At 68.5% G+C, this 16,798-nt stretch carries 16 protein-coding genes and 1 tRNA gene; 9 read left to right on the top strand and 8 right to left on the bottom strand.

Annotated elements, in window-relative coordinates; translation table 11 throughout:
- Positions 1 to 192 precede the first annotated feature (192 nt).
- Both CVV76_RS13580 and CVV76_RS13575 read left to right on the top strand, forming a co-directional pair.
- A complete protein-coding gene (locus CVV76_RS13580; RefSeq protein WP_102225188.1) occupies positions 193 to 693 on the top strand; it encodes a hypothetical protein in 501 nt (166 codons plus the stop codon).
- Positions 694 to 1,153: 460 nt separating this feature from the next.
- Complete coding sequence (locus CVV76_RS13575; RefSeq protein WP_102225187.1) at positions 1,154 to 1,390, top strand: hypothetical protein; 237 nt, start codon at positions 1,154 to 1,156, stop codon at positions 1,388 to 1,390.
- 47 nt (positions 1,391 to 1,437) lie between these two features.
- On the opposite strand, the gene CVV76_RS24680 is transcribed toward CVV76_RS13575, so the two are convergent.
- The 4 genes from CVV76_RS24680 to CVV76_RS13555 form a co-directional block, all read right to left on the bottom strand.
- Complete coding sequence (locus tag CVV76_RS24680) at positions 1,438 to 2,220, bottom strand: hypothetical protein (RefSeq protein ID WP_146010293.1); 783 nt, start codon at positions 2,218 to 2,220, stop codon at positions 1,438 to 1,440.
- A 307-nt stretch (positions 2,221 to 2,527) separates the two neighbouring features.
- A complete protein-coding gene (locus CVV76_RS13565) occupies positions 2,528 to 2,977 on the bottom strand; it encodes a hypothetical protein (protein WP_102225185.1) in 450 nt (149 codons plus the stop codon).
- Positions 2,978 to 3,071: 94 nt separating this feature from the next.
- Positions 3,072 to 3,147, bottom strand: a tRNA-Ala gene (locus CVV76_RS13560).
- Positions 3,148 to 3,274: 127 nt separating this feature from the next.
- Positions 3,275 to 3,613, bottom strand: coding sequence for a TIGR02300 family protein (locus CVV76_RS13555; protein ID WP_102225184.1), 339 nt, complete (start codon positions 3,611 to 3,613; stop codon positions 3,275 to 3,277).
- Positions 3,614 to 3,825: 212 nt separating this feature from the next.
- Here CVV76_RS13555 and CVV76_RS13550 point away from each other — a divergent pair, with 212 nt between their 5' ends.
- Complete coding sequence (locus CVV76_RS13550) at positions 3,826 to 4,515, top strand: M48 family metallopeptidase (RefSeq protein WP_199178601.1); 690 nt, start codon at positions 3,826 to 3,828, stop codon at positions 4,513 to 4,515.
- Positions 4,516 to 4,599: 84 nt separating this feature from the next.
- Positions 4,600 to 5,250, top strand: coding sequence for a GntR family transcriptional regulator (locus tag CVV76_RS13545; protein WP_102225214.1), 651 nt, complete (start codon positions 4,600 to 4,602; stop codon positions 5,248 to 5,250).
- A gap of 13 nt (positions 5,251 to 5,263) precedes the next feature.
- Here CVV76_RS13545 and CVV76_RS13540 read toward each other — a convergent pair whose 3' ends face one another.
- Positions 5,264 to 5,737: a GNAT family N-acetyltransferase gene (locus CVV76_RS13540; RefSeq protein ID WP_102225182.1), complete on the bottom strand. Its 474-nt coding sequence runs from the start codon at positions 5,735 to 5,737 to the stop codon at positions 5,264 to 5,266.
- 125 nt (positions 5,738 to 5,862) lie between these two features.
- Positions 5,863 to 6,474: a response regulator transcription factor gene (locus CVV76_RS13535; protein WP_102225181.1), complete on the bottom strand. Its 612-nt coding sequence runs from the start codon at positions 6,472 to 6,474 to the stop codon at positions 5,863 to 5,865.
- 458 nt (positions 6,475 to 6,932) lie between these two features.
- On the opposite strand from CVV76_RS13535, the gene CVV76_RS13530 reads away from it, so the two are divergent.
- The 3 genes from CVV76_RS13530 to mprF all read left to right on the top strand — a co-directional run bounded on the left by CVV76_RS13530 (position 6,933) and on the right by mprF (position 13,456).
- Positions 6,933 to 7,610, top strand: coding sequence for a molybdopterin-dependent oxidoreductase (locus CVV76_RS13530; RefSeq protein WP_233192898.1), 678 nt, complete (start codon positions 6,933 to 6,935; stop codon positions 7,608 to 7,610).
- Positions 7,611 to 7,703: 93 nt separating this feature from the next.
- Entirely contained in the window at positions 7,704 to 10,469 is a 2,766-nt protein-coding gene (locus CVV76_RS13525; protein ID WP_102225179.1) for an ATP-binding protein, read from the top strand.
- Between the two features lie 269 nt (positions 10,470 to 10,738).
- Positions 10,739 to 13,456, top strand: coding sequence for a bifunctional lysylphosphatidylglycerol flippase/synthetase MprF (mprF, locus tag CVV76_RS13520; protein ID WP_102225178.1), 2,718 nt, complete (start codon positions 10,739 to 10,741; stop codon positions 13,454 to 13,456).
- A 12-nt stretch (positions 13,457 to 13,468) separates the two neighbouring features.
- Here mprF and CVV76_RS13515 read toward each other — a convergent pair whose 3' ends face one another.
- A complete protein-coding gene (locus CVV76_RS13515) occupies positions 13,469 to 14,020 on the bottom strand; it encodes an invasion associated locus B family protein (protein WP_158243154.1) in 552 nt (183 codons plus the stop codon).
- Between the two features lie 262 nt (positions 14,021 to 14,282).
- Between CVV76_RS13515 and CVV76_RS13510 the strand changes: the two genes are divergently transcribed.
- Positions 14,283 to 14,777: a PaaI family thioesterase gene (locus CVV76_RS13510; protein ID WP_102225176.1), complete on the top strand. Its 495-nt coding sequence runs from the start codon at positions 14,283 to 14,285 to the stop codon at positions 14,775 to 14,777.
- 1 nt (position 14,778) lies between these two features.
- Positions 14,779 to 15,741 (top strand): NAD(P)H-dependent flavin oxidoreductase, encoded by a 963-nt coding sequence (locus CVV76_RS13505; RefSeq protein WP_102225175.1) that lies wholly within the window; start codon positions 14,779 to 14,781, stop codon positions 15,739 to 15,741.
- Here CVV76_RS13505 and CVV76_RS13500 read toward each other — a convergent pair.
- On the bottom strand, positions 15,738 to 16,601 hold the full coding sequence (locus CVV76_RS13500; RefSeq protein WP_158243153.1) for an IclR family transcriptional regulator: 864 nt from the start codon (positions 16,599 to 16,601) through the stop codon (positions 15,738 to 15,740). The two genes, CVV76_RS13505 and CVV76_RS13500, sit on opposite strands and share 4 nt — an antisense overlap.
- Positions 16,602 to 16,798 lie beyond the last annotated feature (197 nt).

Raw genomic sequence — 16,798 nt, 5'->3', positions numbered from 1 at the left:
GGTGAAGAGCCGCATCGCCAAGTCGCTGGCCGATGCCGCCGGTTTCGCCCGCACGGGCGAAGATCCCGACTGATCCCGGGCAATGCGATCGGGGCCGCCTATGCGGCCAGCTCTGCCGCCAGATGACGCGATCCTTGACGGACGCCCTGACCTGACCTTCGATGCTAGCACACGGTCATCAGGGGGCAGGGAATGGGGCAGCGCAAGGCGGCGGCGATCGAGGCAATCGAAGCCGAGACATGGACACCAGAGCTGGTTCGCGACCGGATGCTCGAGGCGCTGCGCTGGGCACGCTACGCCGGTGGCAGGGTCGGGCCCCGTGGCTTCGGAAGTGCGATCCCGGCATTCGTGGCCACGCTGGACGATCACCTTTCCGAAGGCTGGGGCCTGCCCGAGATTGCCGGGGATGACCGGCCCTCCGAGCGGGTGGTGCGGATCCGTCCCACCCCTGCCCAGGTCGACGCGCACCTCGCGGCGCTTCACTGGACCGCCGACCACCTTGTCGGCGACCATGCCGGCCTCGCCCGGGTGCTCAATCTCTGGCTCTGCTGCCGGGTCTACAAGATCAGCTTCGAGAAGCAGCTGCAGCGTCGCGGCAGCACCATGGCCCGCGGCCACGCCTACCGCCTTCGTGACCGCGCCCTATCGGTGATCGCACAGCGCCTTGACGCTGGTGGCGTGCCGGTTGTCTAGCTGGTAGCGAGCGGGCGATGCAGCTGGCCCACGTTGTCTGCCCTTGCGCGACCTGCATGGCTCGGTGAACAATCCCGACGCCGATGGGTGCAGATTGAGATGCGAGGTCTATGATGCCGGTTTGCGAATGCGGTTGCGGCGGAACCACCGCTGGCGGGGATTTTCTGCCCGGCCATGATCAGAAACTCCGAGCTGCGATTGAACGTGCAGCCGGTGGCCTCCTTCAGCTTCGCGACATTGTAGAGAAGCACGTGAAGCATTCGATTCGCGCACAGGACGACGGCGCGAAATAGTCGATCGGATCTATTCCGACCACGCATCCCGGTTTCCAACCTTTTCGCCCGATTTCAGGGGACGTTTCCAACTTTCCCAATAGGGAAGTTGGAAAACATCCGTTTTGCGGAAAATCCTGCAATATCGTATGCTTGTGGCGTCAAAACATGATTGAAGGATGCCCAAGATGACCAGCCGGATTGCCTTTGACGTTGCCTCGCCAGCCGTTGCCACCTGGGCGCGCCTCACGATGGCCGAGCGCATGGCTCGTGACTTGATCGAAGGTGGGACCGGCCGCGCCGACACGGCGGCGGTGCGGGCCCGCCTGCGGACCATGGGCTGGTCGGAGCGCCTGATCGCCGAGCTGGGCGAGACGGCCACGGAGTTCGCTGATGATATCGAAGCGGACGCTACGGATGGCTGATGCCAGTTATGCTGCTTCGTGGATCGCCACTTGCGTAACCAGAGCGTTCAGGCTTTCCCGGTCAGATCATCAGGTTCCGCTGGGCGAGATGCCTTATCCAACTCGATGAAAATCCTTGCAAGAAGGCGGTACTCACGTTCCAAGTTTTCAATTCCGAGTAGCATGTACCGATCGGGCCACATGTGCCGAAGAATTTTGAGTATCGCCCCAGCGCTTTCCAAGATGCTTACCGTCGCTTCGTAGCGACGGCGCTCCCCGGCGAGTTGGGTGAAAACTACAAACCCACTATCGGCGTCCTCGGCATTCGCAAAATAGGTGCTCGACGCTTCGATAGCTCCGATATTTGCGTGGCCACCGAAGTCGATCAGGTACTGGATTATGTGCTTGATCGATTTCTCAAGCTCATGGTCGACCTTCTTGAGCGCTGCACGGGCGGCAGCCGGACCTTCCTTTCGAAACCGATCTGCCGCTGTCTTGCTGGAATGTCGCGCCTCCCATCGCTTCTTCCAGTTTTCGTCTCTCAAGAACAGATTTGCGTAAAGCATCCCCTCAAGGGCAGCCCGTAGCACCAAAGGAACCTGGTGCGCATTACCGGTCTGACCCAGGAGCGCGGCTGCACGCCAGTTGCTATAGGCATAGTTCACCAACCCGACTACTCGCAGCGCATCGCCCTGACCGAGATTTCGGACCAGCGTTCCAAGCGCCTTGTCGGCGCCATTGACGCAGAGTGGGATAGGTCCGCCGAGGTTTAATCTTGCGTCCTCGAGATATTTTCCGAGGTCGCTCCACCCGGGAAGTTCGTCAGCACGGAGTTTTGGGTATTCAGCCATATTAACTTCCGCTCTCTAGTGGGTCGGTGAAATCTATAACTCAAATGATCATGCGGCCGCCCAGCGGTGGCTCTCGGGATCGAGTAGTAGACCCGGCACTCGTTCGGAGCCGCGTCACGGCGGCCGCACGCTTTGCAGCATGCGCGCTGCAGCACCTCGCGCATAGGCGTTCCGGGTCCGTACCGATCTGCAACGGCGTCGATCGACAGGGTGGCACTGTGTCTGCACCGGCCGGTTAGGGCAAGTCGCAGGCCCCTGAGGGCTCCCGGCGGCCCGGAGAAGCGCTCTGCAGGATCTTGCTGGGGCTTCATTCGATCGCTGGTAGTTCGCGCAACACCCTCAGCGGGCTAAGCGACAGTTCCTCCCGATAGAATGTGCCGCTCCCATCGAACCTCAACAGATCGCCGCGCCAGTAGCGCCTCGCCCAATCGGCCTCGTGGTCGTAGGGGCCTGTTCCCTTCCAATCTGCATTGTGACGCGGTGCCATCGGCTCGACCAACTCGACATCGTAGAGATGGGCGGGCCTGGGGGCGAAGCCGCATTGGGCATAGAGCCTAGCTTCCTCAGGCGTCGAAAAGAAGAAGACGCACTCCCAGCGCGAGGGGCGATTCGGAAATTCTGCGGCCCGCACACCTTCGAGGATCTGCTCGCGCTTCCATTCAGGGTGACTTGGCCCCCGCTCCCACATCACTCTGCCATAGTTGGGTTGGATGATGTTCCCGGGAACATATTGCAGGCGGTTGAAGTGCAGAAGCATATCGGTTCCTCTGCCGCGTTACCCTGATCGTTACCCCAAAGCAAAACCCCGCCACGTGGGCGGGGTTTGATGCTTCGTAAGTCTTTGTTTTGATTGGTGGAGCCAAGGGGAGTCGAACCCCTGACCTCTTGAATGCCATTCAAGCGCTCTCCCAACTGAGCTATGGCCCCACCGGAGGTGCGATCCCTGCGGATCGCTCGGGCTGTGTAGGGGAGCGCGGGAAGCTCTGCAAGCGAAAAAAACGCCTCTCGAAACTTCTCGCGTGCGCGCCCCCCGGGCTGCCCGCAAGCCCTTGTATCAGCTCTCGTCGTCCTCGCCGCCCACGTCAGCCAGGTCGTCGAGCGAGACGGTATCGTCGTCATCGTCCTCAAGCAGATCGTCGTCGATATCCGAATCGTCCGGCGTATCGTCGTCGTCCAGCAGATCGTCGTCATCCGACGACGTCTTGGCCTTGAGCTTCTCGGTCTTCTCCGATGTGGCGCGCGCTCCTGCGGAGCCTACGCCCTTGCGGAACGAGTCTTCAATCTCGACCACTTCGCCCGTGTAGGGGCTGACGATCGGTGTCTTGTTAAGGTCGTAGAAACGTTTCCCGGTTGTCGGGCAAATCCGCTTCACGCCCCATTCTTCGTTGGGCATGGATGTATCCCCGCGATTCTCGGCTAAAGTCGACGCGACGTGCCACATCGCAGGGGGCGTGTCAAAGGCTTTGTCCGCCGTTTCCCGCACATCTGCCGTGACCGGGGGGCTTCCCCGTGTCGCGCTGTGCAAGATGGGCCGGATCGCGCCCGATTCAAGCTTTCAAGCCGGGCCGGGATGGATATGGTGGCGGCATGGGGCAATCCGATGACATCCGCATCCTGCCCGGCGATCCGCCGGTTACCCTGACGCTGCGCCGCTCGGCCCGGGCGCGGCGGCTGAGCCTGCGCGTCTCGCGGCTGGACGGGCGGGTGACGCTGACGCTGCCGGTGCGCGCGGCGGAGGGGCCGGCGCTGGCCTTCGCGGCCGAGCGCGCGGGCTGGATCCGCGATGCGCTGGCCGAGATGCCGATGATGCAGGTCGTCCGGCCCGACTGCCTGATCCCGGTGGAGGGGCGGGCGCTGCGACTGGTCGCCGCCGGGTCGCGCGGCGCGCCGCGGATCGAGGGCGACCGCCTTGTCGTGCCCGGAGATCCGGCGCGGGCGGCGGTCAGGGCGCAGGCCTTTCTCAAGGCGCTGGCGCGCGATCGGCTGGCGGAGGCGTCGGATCGCCACGCGGCGGCCCTGGGCCGGCGCTATCACCGGCTGACCCTGCGCGACACGCGCTCGCGTTGGGGCTCGTGCACTGCGGACGGCAACCTGATGTATTCGTGGCGGCTGATCCTCGCTCCGCCCGAGGTGCTGGATTATGTCGCCGCCCACGAGGTGGCGCATCTGGCGCGGATGGATCATTCCCCGGCCTTCTGGGCCACCGTGGCGCGGTTGATGCCGGGGTATGAGGCGCCCCGGCGCTGGCTCAAGCGGCAGGGTCAGGACCTGCACGGCTATCGTTTCGCACAATAGCCCGTGCGCTGCCGCCGCGCAGTCGTCGCAGCCGTGATCTTTGGGGGATTGACCGCCGCGGGGTTTGTGATCACACCGGGGGTCATGTTGTTGCAGACCCGTCCCTCCGACTCCGTCAGCGCCGCGCATGACCGGCTCTACCGCAGCTTGCGCACGCAGGTCATGCATGGCGAGCTGGCCCCGGGCGAGGCGTTGACCCTGCGCGGCGTGGCCAAGCGCTACGGCGTGTCGATGACCCCGGTGCGCGAGGCGATGCGGCGGCTGGTGGCGGAGGGGGCGCTGTCGATGTCGGCCTCGGGCCGGGTGACGACGCCGGAACTTTCGAACGAGCGGATCGAGGAACTGGCGGCGCTGCGCGCGCTCCTGGAGCCGGAGCTTTCGTCGCGGGCGCTGCCGCGTGTGCATTTCGCGCTGATCGAGCGGTTGCAGGCGATCAACACCGCCAATGCCGAGGCCGTTGCCAAGCACGATGCCGTGGCCTACATCCGCACCAACCTCGAATTCCACCGTACGCTCTACCTGCGGGCGCAGGCGCCGGCGATGCTGGCGATCGCGGAAACCGTCTGGCTGCAGCTCGGCCCGACAATGCGCGCGCTCTATGGGCGGCTCAGGCGGAACGAGCCGCCGTCGCACCACCGCCTGATCATCGCGGCGCTGAAGGCGGGCGACGAGCCGGGGTTGCGATTGGCGGTGCGGGCCGACGTGACGCAGGGGCTGCGGCACCTCCAGAACTGACGCGGCGCGCTTCTCAGGCGACCCGGTAGCGCTTGCAGACGGCGGTGGCGCTGCCGCCTGCATAATCCGCGAACCCCATCGCGGCGTAATAGGCCTGTCCGGCGGGATTGCCTGCGCCGATGGTCGCGTCGATCCACGGCAGACCCGCCCCGCGTGCCGCGCGGGCCGTTTCCGCGAAAAGCCCCCGCCCGATGCCGCCCCGGCCGGCGTCCGGCGCGACATAGGTGCCGATGATGCCCCAGCCGGGGGTGACGCCGTAGGCATTGCCCGGCCGCGCCAGCTTGAGCGACTGGAAGCCGAGGATCCGGCCTTCGGCTTCTGCCAGTGTGCAGGCGATCCGGTCGGGATGCGCTATGTAATGCGCCTCTACCGTCGCCGGGTCGCCGTTCCTGCTGCTGTGCCAGCCGGCGAGGATCGGAACGAGGATCGCACTCATCCCGCGGGCATCGGCCGGGGTGGCGGGACGAAGAAGAAGCGAGTCGGTCATGGCGTGAGATTAGGGGCGAAGAAGGCGTCACGGCAAGGCGGAGGGGTATGGCGACATCCGCCGTGAGGTGCTTCCGGCAAGAGGAAATCGGCGAGACGGAAAGGAGAAGGGGGCCGGAGCCGCGCTCAGAACATCCCGGCGTCACGGGCCAGCAGCGCCGCCTGGGTGCGGTTCTTGGCGTCAAGCTTGCGGCATAGGTTCTTGACGTGCAGCTTCACCGTCACCTCCTGAAGGCCAAGGTCGCGGGCGATCTCCTTGTTCGCAAGGCCGCGGCACAGGCCCTCCAGCACCTCACGCTCGCGTTCGGTCAGCTTTTCGGCCAGCGCGTCGGGGGCACCGGGAACCTGGGTGTCGAGCATTTGCACCGGGGCGAAGACCTCGCCCGCCCCCATGTAGCGCACGGCGTGGATCAGGGCCTTGGCGCCGATCGTCTTGGGGACGAACCCTGCGGCGCCCTGCGCCAGCGCCTCGTCGGCGATCCGGCGGGTGGCCGAGCCGGACATGATTGCCACCGGGGCGTCGGTCAGCGCGCGCATCCTTGTCAGCCCCTCGAGCCCGTTCATCCCCGGCATCGCATAGTCGAGGAGGATCACGTCGAACGGGCCGCTGCGGGCCAGCTGGACGACGGCGGCGGGAAGATCCTCGGCGGTCACGACCTCAAGATCCTCTTCCTTCTCGAGATAGGCGAGGAGGGTATCGCGGATCAGCGCGTGATCGTCGGCAAGCAAGACCTTCATACGTATCCCCGGCATGCGCATCCCCGGAGCAGAACTTCCATCGGCGCCCCCGGGGCTGCCGTTGTTCCATGCCTCGCCCCTGCCCGGCGGACGGTGCCTATGCTTCTGGATAGCACGGAACCGCGGCGCCGGGCAATTTGAACCGGCCCGTCCTGGCGTCAGGAGCGGGGGTTGCGCGCAAGGGTTGCGCGGCGGGGGGCGCTTTGCCGCCGGAGCGGGCTATACGAAGGCACAGCCCCCTATCCCGATTCGCGCGGGGGCGGCGGAAACCCGCTTGCTACAATGGCAGGATGCGGGGGTGTCGGTCGGGGCCACCACCCGTGGCCCGCCGTGCTTCGCGTGCCGTGCTTCGCGTGCCGTGCGTGGCCTGTCCCGTCCGTGGCATCCAGGCCGAGACCGCCGCAGATGACTGCTGCAGAAGACCGCCACCGTGGGCAGCCAACCGGGGAGCCGCGTCGATGTCACGCCCATGCCACCGCACTGGACCTGTCGATCCCAGCCGTCCGCCCATCCCTGCCGAGGCCCGCGGCCGGGCGGAGGGCGCGCACGACCGTGTCCACGGGCCGGGCGCGCCGACACTGGCCGTGCTTGCGCTCGTCGCGGGGCTGGCGGCCGGCACGCTGGCGACACGGGCGGCGGCGGGACCCGGAGAGGTGGCGGCAGGAGAGGCGGGGCCGGGCGCGCAGATGCCACGGGGAAAGGTGCTGCTGACGGTCGACGGGGCGATCGCGCGGCACAATGTCGGAAGGGCAGAGCGGCTCGACCTTGCGATGCTTCGGGCGCTGCCGCAGCGGCGGGTCGTCACCACGACGATCTGGACCAACGGGCCGCAGGTATTCCAGGGGGTCCTGCTGGGCGATCTGCTGCGCTGGCTGGGGGTGCCGCAGGGGGCGGTGATCGTGGCGCATGGCACGAACGATTACGAGACGCGGATCCCGGTGTCCGAGGCCAGCGACCCGGGCCCGATCATCGCCTACAGGCGCAACGGCGCGCCAATGCGGTTGCGCGACAACGGGCCGCTGTGGCTGGTCTATCCCTACGATGCCGACCCGCGGTGGCAGACCGAGGTGGTGTATGCCCACAGTATCTGGCAGCTTGATCACATGACGATCGTGGCGGGCCCGACGGCGAACTAGCCGGCGCCGGACCGGTCGGTCGTTCGCGCAGCCCGTGCCGCGGCACGCGCCGGGGCGCCCCGGCCGCGGCCCGGTGCCCAGATCCGAGGTGCCGTGTCCGAGGCCCATCCCAGTTCCCGTTCGCGGCGGCTCGCGACCGCCGCCGCCGGTGGTTCCGCCGCCGACCGGCGCGACCGCGCCTACTGGCCGCGTCGCGCGGGACTCGTGCTGGCGATCTGCGCGATCCTCGTGGCGATCGCGGTGCTGATGGCCGAGGTGGTGGCGCGGATGGACACGCTGCAGACGGCCGAGGCCGACAACCTGCAATGGGCGCTGAGCCAGGTGGAGGTGGAGTTCCTGCTGCTCGAGGATGCGGTGACCGTCGCCAAGATGACGCCCGAACCTCGCCGGGCGCCGGAGCTGGACGCGGTGCGCAAGCGGTTCGACATCTTCTATTCCCGACTGCACGCGGTCCAGACCAGCCCGCATTTCCTGCCGGTGCGGGCCGACCCCGAGGGGGGCGCTGCGCTCGACCGGATCGGGGCTTTCACGACGCGCATGCTGGCCGAGGTCGACGCGCCGCCCGGGCATCTGAATGAAGGGCTTGGCGCGATCAGCGCGCGCATGATGGCGCTGCGGCCCGACGTGCGCCTGCTGACGGTCGAGGGCCTTGCGGTCTTCGCCCAGATCTCGGACGCCCGGCGCGTGGCGCTGGGGCAGACGCTGATGCGGCTGGCGGTACTGACCTTCATCCTGATCGCAGTGCTGGCGGGGCTTGCCGCCGCGCTGGCCCGGCTGAACCGGGTGAACCGCGCCCGGATGGCCGAGATCGCCCGCACCCGAGCGCGGCTCGAGACGATCCTGGCGACGGCGCTGGACGCGGTCCTGGTGACCGACGCGGCGGGGCGGCTGATGGAAATGAACCACGCCGCGGAGGAGATGTTCGGCCTGCGGGCCGAAACCGCCCGGGGCCGCGCGTTGAATGCGATGATCGTGCCGGCCGGGGACGAGGCGGAGACCGATCCCGGCCTTGCCGCCTACCTGCGCGATGGGGCGCCGCTGTCAATCGGGCGGGGGCGTCGGCGGATGCAGGGCAGGCGTGCCGACGGGCGCGCCTTTCCGATCGAGCTGGCGCTGGCGGATGCCCATGGTGCGGAAGGGCCGCTTGCCATCGCCGTCGTGCGCGACCTGTCGGACCAGGATGCCGCCGACGCGGAGCTGCGCGCGGCGCGCGACCTGGCGCTGGCGGGCGAGCGCACCAAGGCCGAGTTCCTCGCCGTGATGAGCCACGAGATGCGTACGCCGCTGAACGGTCTGCTCGGCACCATCGACCTGCTGGCGCGCGACCCGCTGGAGCCGCGGCAGGCCGAGTACCTGGCGATCATGCAGCGTTCGGGTCGGCACCTGCTGCGGCATGTGAACGACGTGCTCGACATCGCGCGGGCCGAGGCGGGGCAGGCGGCGGCGCAGCCCGAACCCTTCGACCTTGCCGAGCTGATCGACGAGGTGGCGGCCGGACAGCGTGGCCTGGCCGAGGCCGGGGGCAACCGGCTCGAGATTGACCTGCCGGACCCACCGCTTCCGCTGCTCGAGGGCGATCCGGCGCGGCTGCGGCAGGTGCTGCTCAACCTCGTCGGCAACGCGGTGAAGTTCACCGAGAACGGCGTGATCACACTTGCCGCGCGGCGCCTGGAGGGTGGCGGGCCGGCGGAGCGGCCGGTAGGGGAAACGCTGGCAGAGGAGAGGCCGGCAACCGAAAGAATGGCGGGGGTCGAGCTTCGGGTGACCGACACCGGCACCGGCATCGCGGCGGAAGACCTTGAACGGGTGTTCGCCGATTTCGTGACGCTCGACGCCTCTTACCGGCGCAATGTCGAGGGCACCGGTCTTGGCCTCGGGATCGCGCGGCGGATGGTGCAGGCGATGGACGGCGAGATCGGGGTGGAGAGTGAGAAGGGCCGCGGCAGCAGCTTCTGGGTGCGCCTGCCGCTCGGTCCGGCGCCCGCGGGCAGGTGCCCGGGGCCGGCGGAGGATGGCGAGGCGGTGCTGCCGGCGCTGCGCCCGCTCGACCTGCTGGTGGTCGAGGACAATCAGGTGAACCGTTTCGTGGTGCGCGAGATGCTTGTCGGCATGGGGCACAAGGTGACCGAGGCCTCGGACGGGCGCGAGGGGGCGGCATTGGCCCGGGCCTGGTGCTTCGACGCGATCCTGATGGACATCTCGATGCCGCGGATGGACGGGGTCGAGGCCGCGCGTGCGATCCGTGCCGCGACGGACGGCTCCTGCGACAGCCCGATCATCGCGCTGACCGCCCATGCCCAGCCGGCCGAACACGCCCGCTTCCGCGCCGCCGGAATGACCGAGAGCCTGACCAAGCCGATCACCCGCACCGGGCTGGCGGCGGTGCTGGCGCGCATCCTCCGCGGGGAGGGGCCGGATCAGGCCGGGGGCGGAGCAGGCGGGGGGCGAGAGGATGGGGAGGGAGCGGGCGCAGAGGCGCCGCCGCTGATCAACCTGGGCCACCTTGCCGAGATGAGCGAGGAACTGGGAGAGAGCTTCGGCGACCTTCTCGCGCGGTTCATCGAGGAGGGCGAGGCGCTCCTGGGGCCCGATGCGGCGGACAAGGCGCCTTCGCCGGAGGCGCTGCACCGCCTTGCGGGCTCCGCCTCGGTCTTCGGCGCGGCGGCCCTGCAGGCCGGGCTTGCCCGGGCCGAGGAAGAGGTCGCGCCCGGGACCGACGCCGTTGCGCCCGCCGGGGCCGGGGCCATGCGGCGCACCCTCGGCGATCTCTGGCGCGCGACCCGGGCCGCCCTGTCGGAGGCGCTTGGCGCCGAGGGCGACGAACGGCAAGACGCACCGCCGCCCCCGCAGGTCGGCTGACGTCATACGGCGTCACTATCTTGCAGGGCCATGCCCTGCGGGGCCCGTGACTTCCGGAACCCGTGCCTTCCGCGCTTGCCGCCGGGGGGCGGCTGCGCGCCGGAGGCGGGGCACCATTTCCTCCTTCGCGACGTTTCACCCCGTGGGCCGGGGGCGGAAAGCCGCTGCCGGGGCTTGATTTGGGCCCTCCGCCGCCGCATGAGAGGGCCAGCCCGCGCCGGCCCCCGGGGTACGGTGGGACCGGCGGAGGAGACGGAGCCAGACGCGGCATGCAGGACGAGAGCAACACCAGCGACGGCATCGAGGAAGCCGGGGCGGGGCAGCGGCGGTTGCCGCCCGCGCTCGAGCGGCTGCGTCACGCCGCGCCGGTGCTGGTCGGGCTCGCGCTGTTTGCCGCCGGGATCTATGCGCTGGTGCGGCTTCTGGGGCCGATTCACATCCGCGACGTGATGGCCGACGCACGCCACATGCCGGTGCAATCCCTGCTGGCTGCGCTGGGGGCCACCGCGATGGGCTATGCCGCGCTGATCGGCTACGACTGGTCGGCGCTGCGACACATTGGCCGCAAGCTGCCGTTCCCGGTGGTCGCGATGGGCGGGTTCCTCGGCTATTCGCTGGGCAACACGATCGGGGTGTCGATCCTGTCGGGCGGCGCGGTGCGCTACCGGATCTATTCCGCCTTCGGGATCAACGCGCTGGAGGTCGCTGCGATCTCCACCTTCGTCGCCATGGCCTTCGGGCTGGGCATCAGCGTGATCGGCCTGGCCGCGCTGGCGATCCGGCCCGATGCCCTGGCCGGCGTGGTGCACCTGCCGCTGGAACAGCTGCGGCTGATCGCCATCGCGGCGCTGGTCGTCACCGTGGCGGTGATGGGCTGGGTCTCGGTCTCGGGGCGGACACTCAGGATCTGGCGGTTCGAACTGCGCGCGCCCTCGCCGGGGATCCTGCTGGGCCAGCTTCTGTTCACCGCCGCCGACACCGGCTTCGCCGCGCTCGCGCTCTATGTGCTGATGCCGCATGGAAGCCCGGATTTCCTGACCTTCCTGGTGATCTACGCCACCGCGGTGATGGTGGGGGTCCTCAGCCACGTGCCCGGCGGCATCGGGGTGTTCGAAAGCGTGGTGATCGCCGCGATGCCCCACACCGTCAGCATCGAGCAGGCGGCGACCGCGCTCTTGCTGTTTCGCCTGATCTACTACCTCGTGCCCTTCGGCGTTGCGATGCTGGCAATCTCCGTGAACGAGGCGCGGCTGGCCTCCGGGCCGATCGCGCGCTTCATGCGGCGGCATTTCGGCGAGGTGAGCGAGACGATGGTGCCGGTCAGCCGCGCCATGACCGGGGTCGCGCCCGCCGCCATGGGCACGATGGTGCTGGGCCTCGGCGTCTATCTGATCATGATGGCGCTGATGCCCTCGGTCCGGCCGCACACCGCCTATGCCCACGACATCCTTGCCACGCTGGTGCTGGAAGGCGGCGCGATGGCCTCGGCGGTGCTGGGGGTGCTGATGATCCTGCTCGCGCAGGGGCTGATGCGGCGGATCTCGGCCGCCTACTGGCTGACCGAGCTGGCGCTTATGGCCGGGGCCGTCGCCTCCGTCGCGAACGGCATCGACTTGCGGAGCGCGCTTCTGCTGCTTGCCGCCGCCGCGATCCTGGCGCCGACAAAGGGCGAGTTCTACCGCGCCGCGCGGCTGACGCAGAACATCCTGTCGCCCGGCTGGTTCGTGCTGATCGTGGCGATCCTGATGTCGGGTGCGGGGTTCCTCTACCTCATGGACCGGAACGAGCCCTATTCGCATGAGATCCTTCTGCGCTTCGCCACCGATGCGAACGCGCCCCGGGCGCTGCGCGCGGGGCTGGCGGCGACGGCGCTGATGACCTTCGCGCTGATCTACCTCGCGATGCAGCCGGCCCGCGCCCGCTCGGCCAAGCCCGACGCCGCGGGGCTGGCGCTGGCCGAGCAGATCATCGCAACGCAGGACGCCCCCGAGGCGATGCTGGCGCTGTCGGGCGACAAGACCTTCTTCTTTTCGGAAAACAACGACGCCTTCATCATGTATGGCGTGCAGGGCAAGTCGTGGATCGCCTATTCCGACCCGGTGGGGAACCCTGCGGCGGTCCGCGATCTTGCCTGGGCGTTCTTCGATGCGGCCTATGCCGCGGGCTGCCGGCCGGTGTTCTACGAAGTGTCCGAGGCGCACCTGCCGGTTTGGGTCGAGATGGGGATGAGCGTCAACAAGATCGGCGAAGAGGCCATGGTCGACCTCGGGGCGTTCTCCCTCGGTGGGCGGAAGTTCAAGAACATGCGCTCGGCCCGTAACCAGATGGAACGCGACGGGGTCTCGTTCGAGCTGTTGCGACCGCCGCATTCGCCTGCCCGCATCGCCGAGCTGCGCTTTGTCTCGGACCAGTGGCTGACGTCGAAGCGGGGGCGGGAAAAGCGGTTCTCGGTGGGGCGGTTCGACAGCGCCTACCTGCAGCATTTCCGCATCGGCGTGGCGCGCAAGGGCGGCCGGATCGTCGCCTTCGCCTCGCTGATGGAGACGCCGACGCGCGAGGGGGCCTCGGTCGACCTGATGCGTTATGGCCCGGAGGCGCCGGGCGGGGTGATGGAATTCCTGTTCGTCTCGCTGATCGAGGCCTGCCGCGAGGACGGGATCCGCACGTTCAGCCTTGGGATGGCGCCGCTTGCGGGGATCACCGCCAAGCATGGTGCGCGGATGTGGAACCGCTTCGGCTCGGTCCTGTTCCGCTACGGCGGGGCATTTTACAATTTCGCGGGTCTGCGCGGCTTCAAGCAGAAGTTCGCGCCGGAGTGGCGGCCCCGCTACTTCGCTGTGCCCGGGGCGCTGCCGCCGCTGCGGGCGCTGCGCGACGTGACGCTGCTGATTTCGGGCGGGGCGCGCGGGATGGTCCGCAAGGATCGCGTCCAGAAGGACAAGGCGGGGCGCGACCGTCAGATCACGCCGCCGCCCTCGGCGGGCTGACAGCCCGCGGGTCTACTTCAGCAGTTCGGCGACACGGTCGAAGGCGCTGGTGAAACCGCCCAGCGGCATGTCGAGCTTGATGTCCTGCCCCGAGGTCGAGGTGGCCGAGATGGTCAGCTTCTTGCCCTTGCCGATCTTCTTCACCATGCCGGCGTCGAGGTCGAGCGGGACGAGGCAGCCGACCGGCACGCAGGTCGAGAACGCCATCGGCTTGCCCAGTGCCGCGTCATCGAGGTCGAGCGACACCGGCTTGGTCACCGCCAGGCCGAACGGCAGGACGATGACACCCTTGGCGCTGCCGTCCTGCTGCGCCACGAGGCTGATCTCGAGCGCGCGCTGCTTTTGCTTGTTCACCTGTTGCTGCGACATCGCGCAGCTCTTGACCTGCTTGTCGTCCTTGGTGGTCACGCGGCAGGCGACGTTCCAGTCGCCGTGGGTCTCGTTCAGCGCGTTGGCGCCGCCCGGAAGCGCGTTGCCCTGCTGCGCGGCGGCGGGCATCGCGCCCATCGCGAGTGTCGCCGCAACCGCCGCGGCAAGCGCAGCTCCATGAATCCTCGCCGTCATGCAAATCTCCCCTCTCGATGGCAAACACGCGCCTCTTTCGCGCATAGCCCGCCAGCCTGCGTATCGCAAGCATCGCATCGTGGCGCCGGTGGCCGGCGGGCAGGGTGGCCGTTGTCCGCGTGACATGCCGGTTCGGATTTGGGCGCGACCTGTCATGCCGGTTTTCTATGGCTGAAATGCGTTGCCGCCGGGCCGGGGGCTGCCTACGCTCGCCCCCAACCGGCGCCGGGAGGGGCGCGGCTGGCCGAGGAGGAGGCGCAGGATGAACGACAGCGACGGGGCCCCCGGCCGCAGTTCCAATCAGGACGGCACCAGGCATGGTGAGGTCAGCGACGAGGCGGCGCGCCACGCGCGGATCGCCGGGCACCAGTCGCCGTTCAGCGGGGCGCTGGGCATCCACACCACGAATTGGGCGCCCGAACGCGTCGAGGGGCGGATGGAGGTGAAGCCCTGGATGGCGAACCGCAACGGCGTGCTGCACGGCGGCGCGCTGATGAGCCTGGCCGACAATCTTTCCGCCACCGGAACCTTCCTGAACCTGCCCGAGGGGCGCAGCACGGTGACGGTCGAGACCAAGACCAATTTCCTGCGCGCGATCAAGGTGGGGGATGTCGCGACCGGGGTGGCGACGCCCTATCACCGCGGCCGCACCACCATGGTGTGGGAGGTCAGGGTCACACGCGGCGACGGCAAGCTTGCCGCCGTGGTGACACAGACCCAGCTTGTGATCGACTGGAACGGCGGCGGGGAGAGCTGAGATGTGGACAGTGGAAAGCCTGCGGGCGGCGGCGCGCCTGCCAATCATCGGCGCGCCGATGTTCCTGGCCTCGGGGGTGGATCTGGTGGTCGCGCAATGCGCCGCGGGGGTGATTGGCACTTTCCCCGCGCTGAATGCCCGACCGCAGGAGGAGCTGTCGCGCTGGCTGACCGAGATCGAGGCTGGCCGCGCCGCCGCCGAGGCGGCCAGCGGCCTGCCCTCGGCGCCCTATGGCGTCAACCTGATCGTGCATGAATCGAACCCGCGGCTTCAGGCCGACCTCGACACCGTGGTGGCGCACAAGGTGCCGCTGGTCATCACCTCGCTGTCGCAGCCCGGCCCGGTGGTCGAGGCGGTGCACGGCTACGGCGGGCTGGTATTTCACGACGTCATCAACATGCGTCACGCCCGCAAGGCCGCCGGGGCCGGGGTGGATGGTCTTATTCTGGTGTCCGCCGGGGCGGGGGGGCATGGCGGGCGGATGTCGCCGCTGGCGCTTGCGGGGGAGGCGCGGCGGTTCTTCGACGGCGCGCTGATCCTGTCTGGTGCGATCTCCGACGGGCGCGCGGTGGTCGCGGCCGAAGCACTGGGCTGCACCTTCGCCTATATCGGCACGCTGTTCCTGACCGCCGCGGAATCGATGGCGGCCGTTGCCCACAAGGAGATGGCGGTGGCCTCGGATGCGTCCGAGATCATCTATTCGCCGCTCTTCACCGGGACCCACGGCAACTACCTTGCGGGGTCGATCCGTGCCGCCGGCCTCGACCCCGCCGAGGCCGCGCTGGCCCAGCCGCGGCGAATGGCGTTCGCGGAAGGCGCGTCGAAGCCGAAGGCGTGGAAGGAGATCTTCGGGGCCGGGCAGGGCGTGGGCCAGATCGACCGGATCGAGCCGGTGGCCCAGATCGTGGCACGGCTCGCATCCGAGCGCGACGAGGCGCTGACGCGGCTGTGCGGCGGGCGCTAGGCCCCCGTGCCCGTGCCAGCCTCCATGCCAGTGCCCGCACCGGCCCCGCGCCCGTACAGCAGCGCCGAAAGTGCGCCTGCAACCTCGTGCAGGTCGTGGGCGAGGGCCTGAAGCTCCGCCTCGTCCAGCTGCCCGGCGATGGCGATGCCCGACAGCCCCAGCCGCGCCGCGCCCCCGGTATCGCGCACCGACGAGGCGGCGATGTCGACCCCCTGAAACAGGTTGCCGCGATCGAGGGCATAGCCCTCGGCCCGCGCCCTGGCCACGTCGGCGGCATAGTCGGCGAAGGCGGGGGCTTTCTGCCAGCGCAGGTCGTCGAAGGCGCGGCGCAGATCGGCGTCGGACAGGTCGCGTGTCGCCGCGACACAGCGGCCGATGGCGCCGACGAAGGCCGGCAGCCGCGCGCCCAGCGACATGTCGACCCGGACCACCCGCCCCTCGACCACCCGGTCGACCAGCACGATCCGGTCACTGGGCGTGACCTTCCACAGGCCGATCAGCGCCCGGTGGGTCTGCGACAGCCGCTCCAGCCGCGGACGGATGAGGTCGATCTGGCTGGTACCGAGAAGCGGCACCGAGAATTCCAGCAGCCCAAGCCCGGGGCGGTATTCCTTGCTGTCCTGGTCGAAGGAAACGAGGCCCTCCTTCGCCAGCGTGCGCAGAATGTTGAAGGTGGTCGAGACGTTCAGCCCGCAGTCGCGCGCGATCCGGGCGACACCTGCGGGGCCGTGGTGATGGCTCAGAAAGCGCAGGATCGCCACCGCGTTCTCTACCGCGCCCACGAATTTCGGGGCGCTTTTCTCGGGCAGGCCTCCGTCGGGTGTGGTCTCTCCGTTGTCGATTTTCCTGGGCTTTTCCATCGGTTCTCCTGCCATCCCCGGCGCCACAATAGGCGGGTGCGCCGCCCCGCTCAACGCCGCCGGGACGACATGTCGGCAAGGCAGTGCTTCGCGCGTTAATTTTCTCTTGGAAGAATGATATTCGCAATATAGAAAAACCTGAGGCGCTGACTCGCGCCGGAGAGGGAGGAGACGATGCTGAAAGCGAAAGGGGCCGC

This window comes from Acidimangrovimonas sediminis (assembly GCF_002871005.1).
Lineage (GTDB): Bacteria > Pseudomonadota > Alphaproteobacteria > Rhodobacterales > Rhodobacteraceae > Acidimangrovimonas > Acidimangrovimonas sediminis.
This window is presented reverse-complemented; position numbering and strand designations above follow the sequence as displayed.

Bases quoted from the DNA above. Each gene is read 5' to 3' on its own strand.
- CVV76_RS13515 (WP_158243154.1), bottom strand. From the start codon at position 14,020: ATGACGGCGAGGATTCATGGAGCTGCGCTTGCCGCGGCGGTTGCGGCG.
- CVV76_RS13505 (WP_102225175.1), top strand. From the start codon at position 14,779: ATGTGGACAGTGGAAAGCCTGCGGGCGGCGGCGCGCCTGCCAATCATC.
- CVV76_RS13565 (WP_102225185.1), bottom strand. From the start codon at position 2,977: ATGCTTCTGCACTTCAACCGCCTGCAATATGTTCCCGGGAACATCATC.
- CVV76_RS24680 (WP_146010293.1), bottom strand. From the start codon at position 2,220: ATGGCTGAATACCCAAAACTCCGTGCTGACGAACTTCCCGGGTGGAGC.
- CVV76_RS13575 (WP_102225187.1), top strand. From the start codon at position 1,154: ATGACCAGCCGGATTGCCTTTGACGTTGCCTCGCCAGCCGTTGCCACC.
- CVV76_RS13535 (WP_102225181.1), bottom strand. From the start codon at position 6,474: ATGAAGGTCTTGCTTGCCGACGATCACGCGCTGATCCGCGATACCCTC.
- CVV76_RS13510 (WP_102225176.1), top strand. From the start codon at position 14,283: ATGAACGACAGCGACGGGGCCCCCGGCCGCAGTTCCAATCAGGACGGC.
- mprF (WP_102225178.1), top strand. From the start codon at position 10,739: ATGCAGGACGAGAGCAACACCAGCGACGGCATCGAGGAAGCCGGGGCG.
- CVV76_RS13545 (WP_102225214.1), top strand. From the start codon at position 4,600: ATGTTGTTGCAGACCCGTCCCTCCGACTCCGTCAGCGCCGCGCATGAC.
- CVV76_RS13540 (WP_102225182.1), bottom strand. From the start codon at position 5,737: ATGACCGACTCGCTTCTTCTTCGTCCCGCCACCCCGGCCGATGCCCGC.
- CVV76_RS13555 (WP_102225184.1), bottom strand. From the start codon at position 3,613: ATGCCCAACGAAGAATGGGGCGTGAAGCGGATTTGCCCGACAACCGGG.
- CVV76_RS13580 (WP_102225188.1), top strand. From the start codon at position 193: ATGGGGCAGCGCAAGGCGGCGGCGATCGAGGCAATCGAAGCCGAGACA.
- CVV76_RS13530 (WP_233192898.1), top strand. From the start codon at position 6,933: ATGTCACGCCCATGCCACCGCACTGGACCTGTCGATCCCAGCCGTCCG.
- CVV76_RS13500 (WP_158243153.1), bottom strand. From the start codon at position 16,601: ATGGAAAAGCCCAGGAAAATCGACAACGGAGAGACCACACCCGACGGA.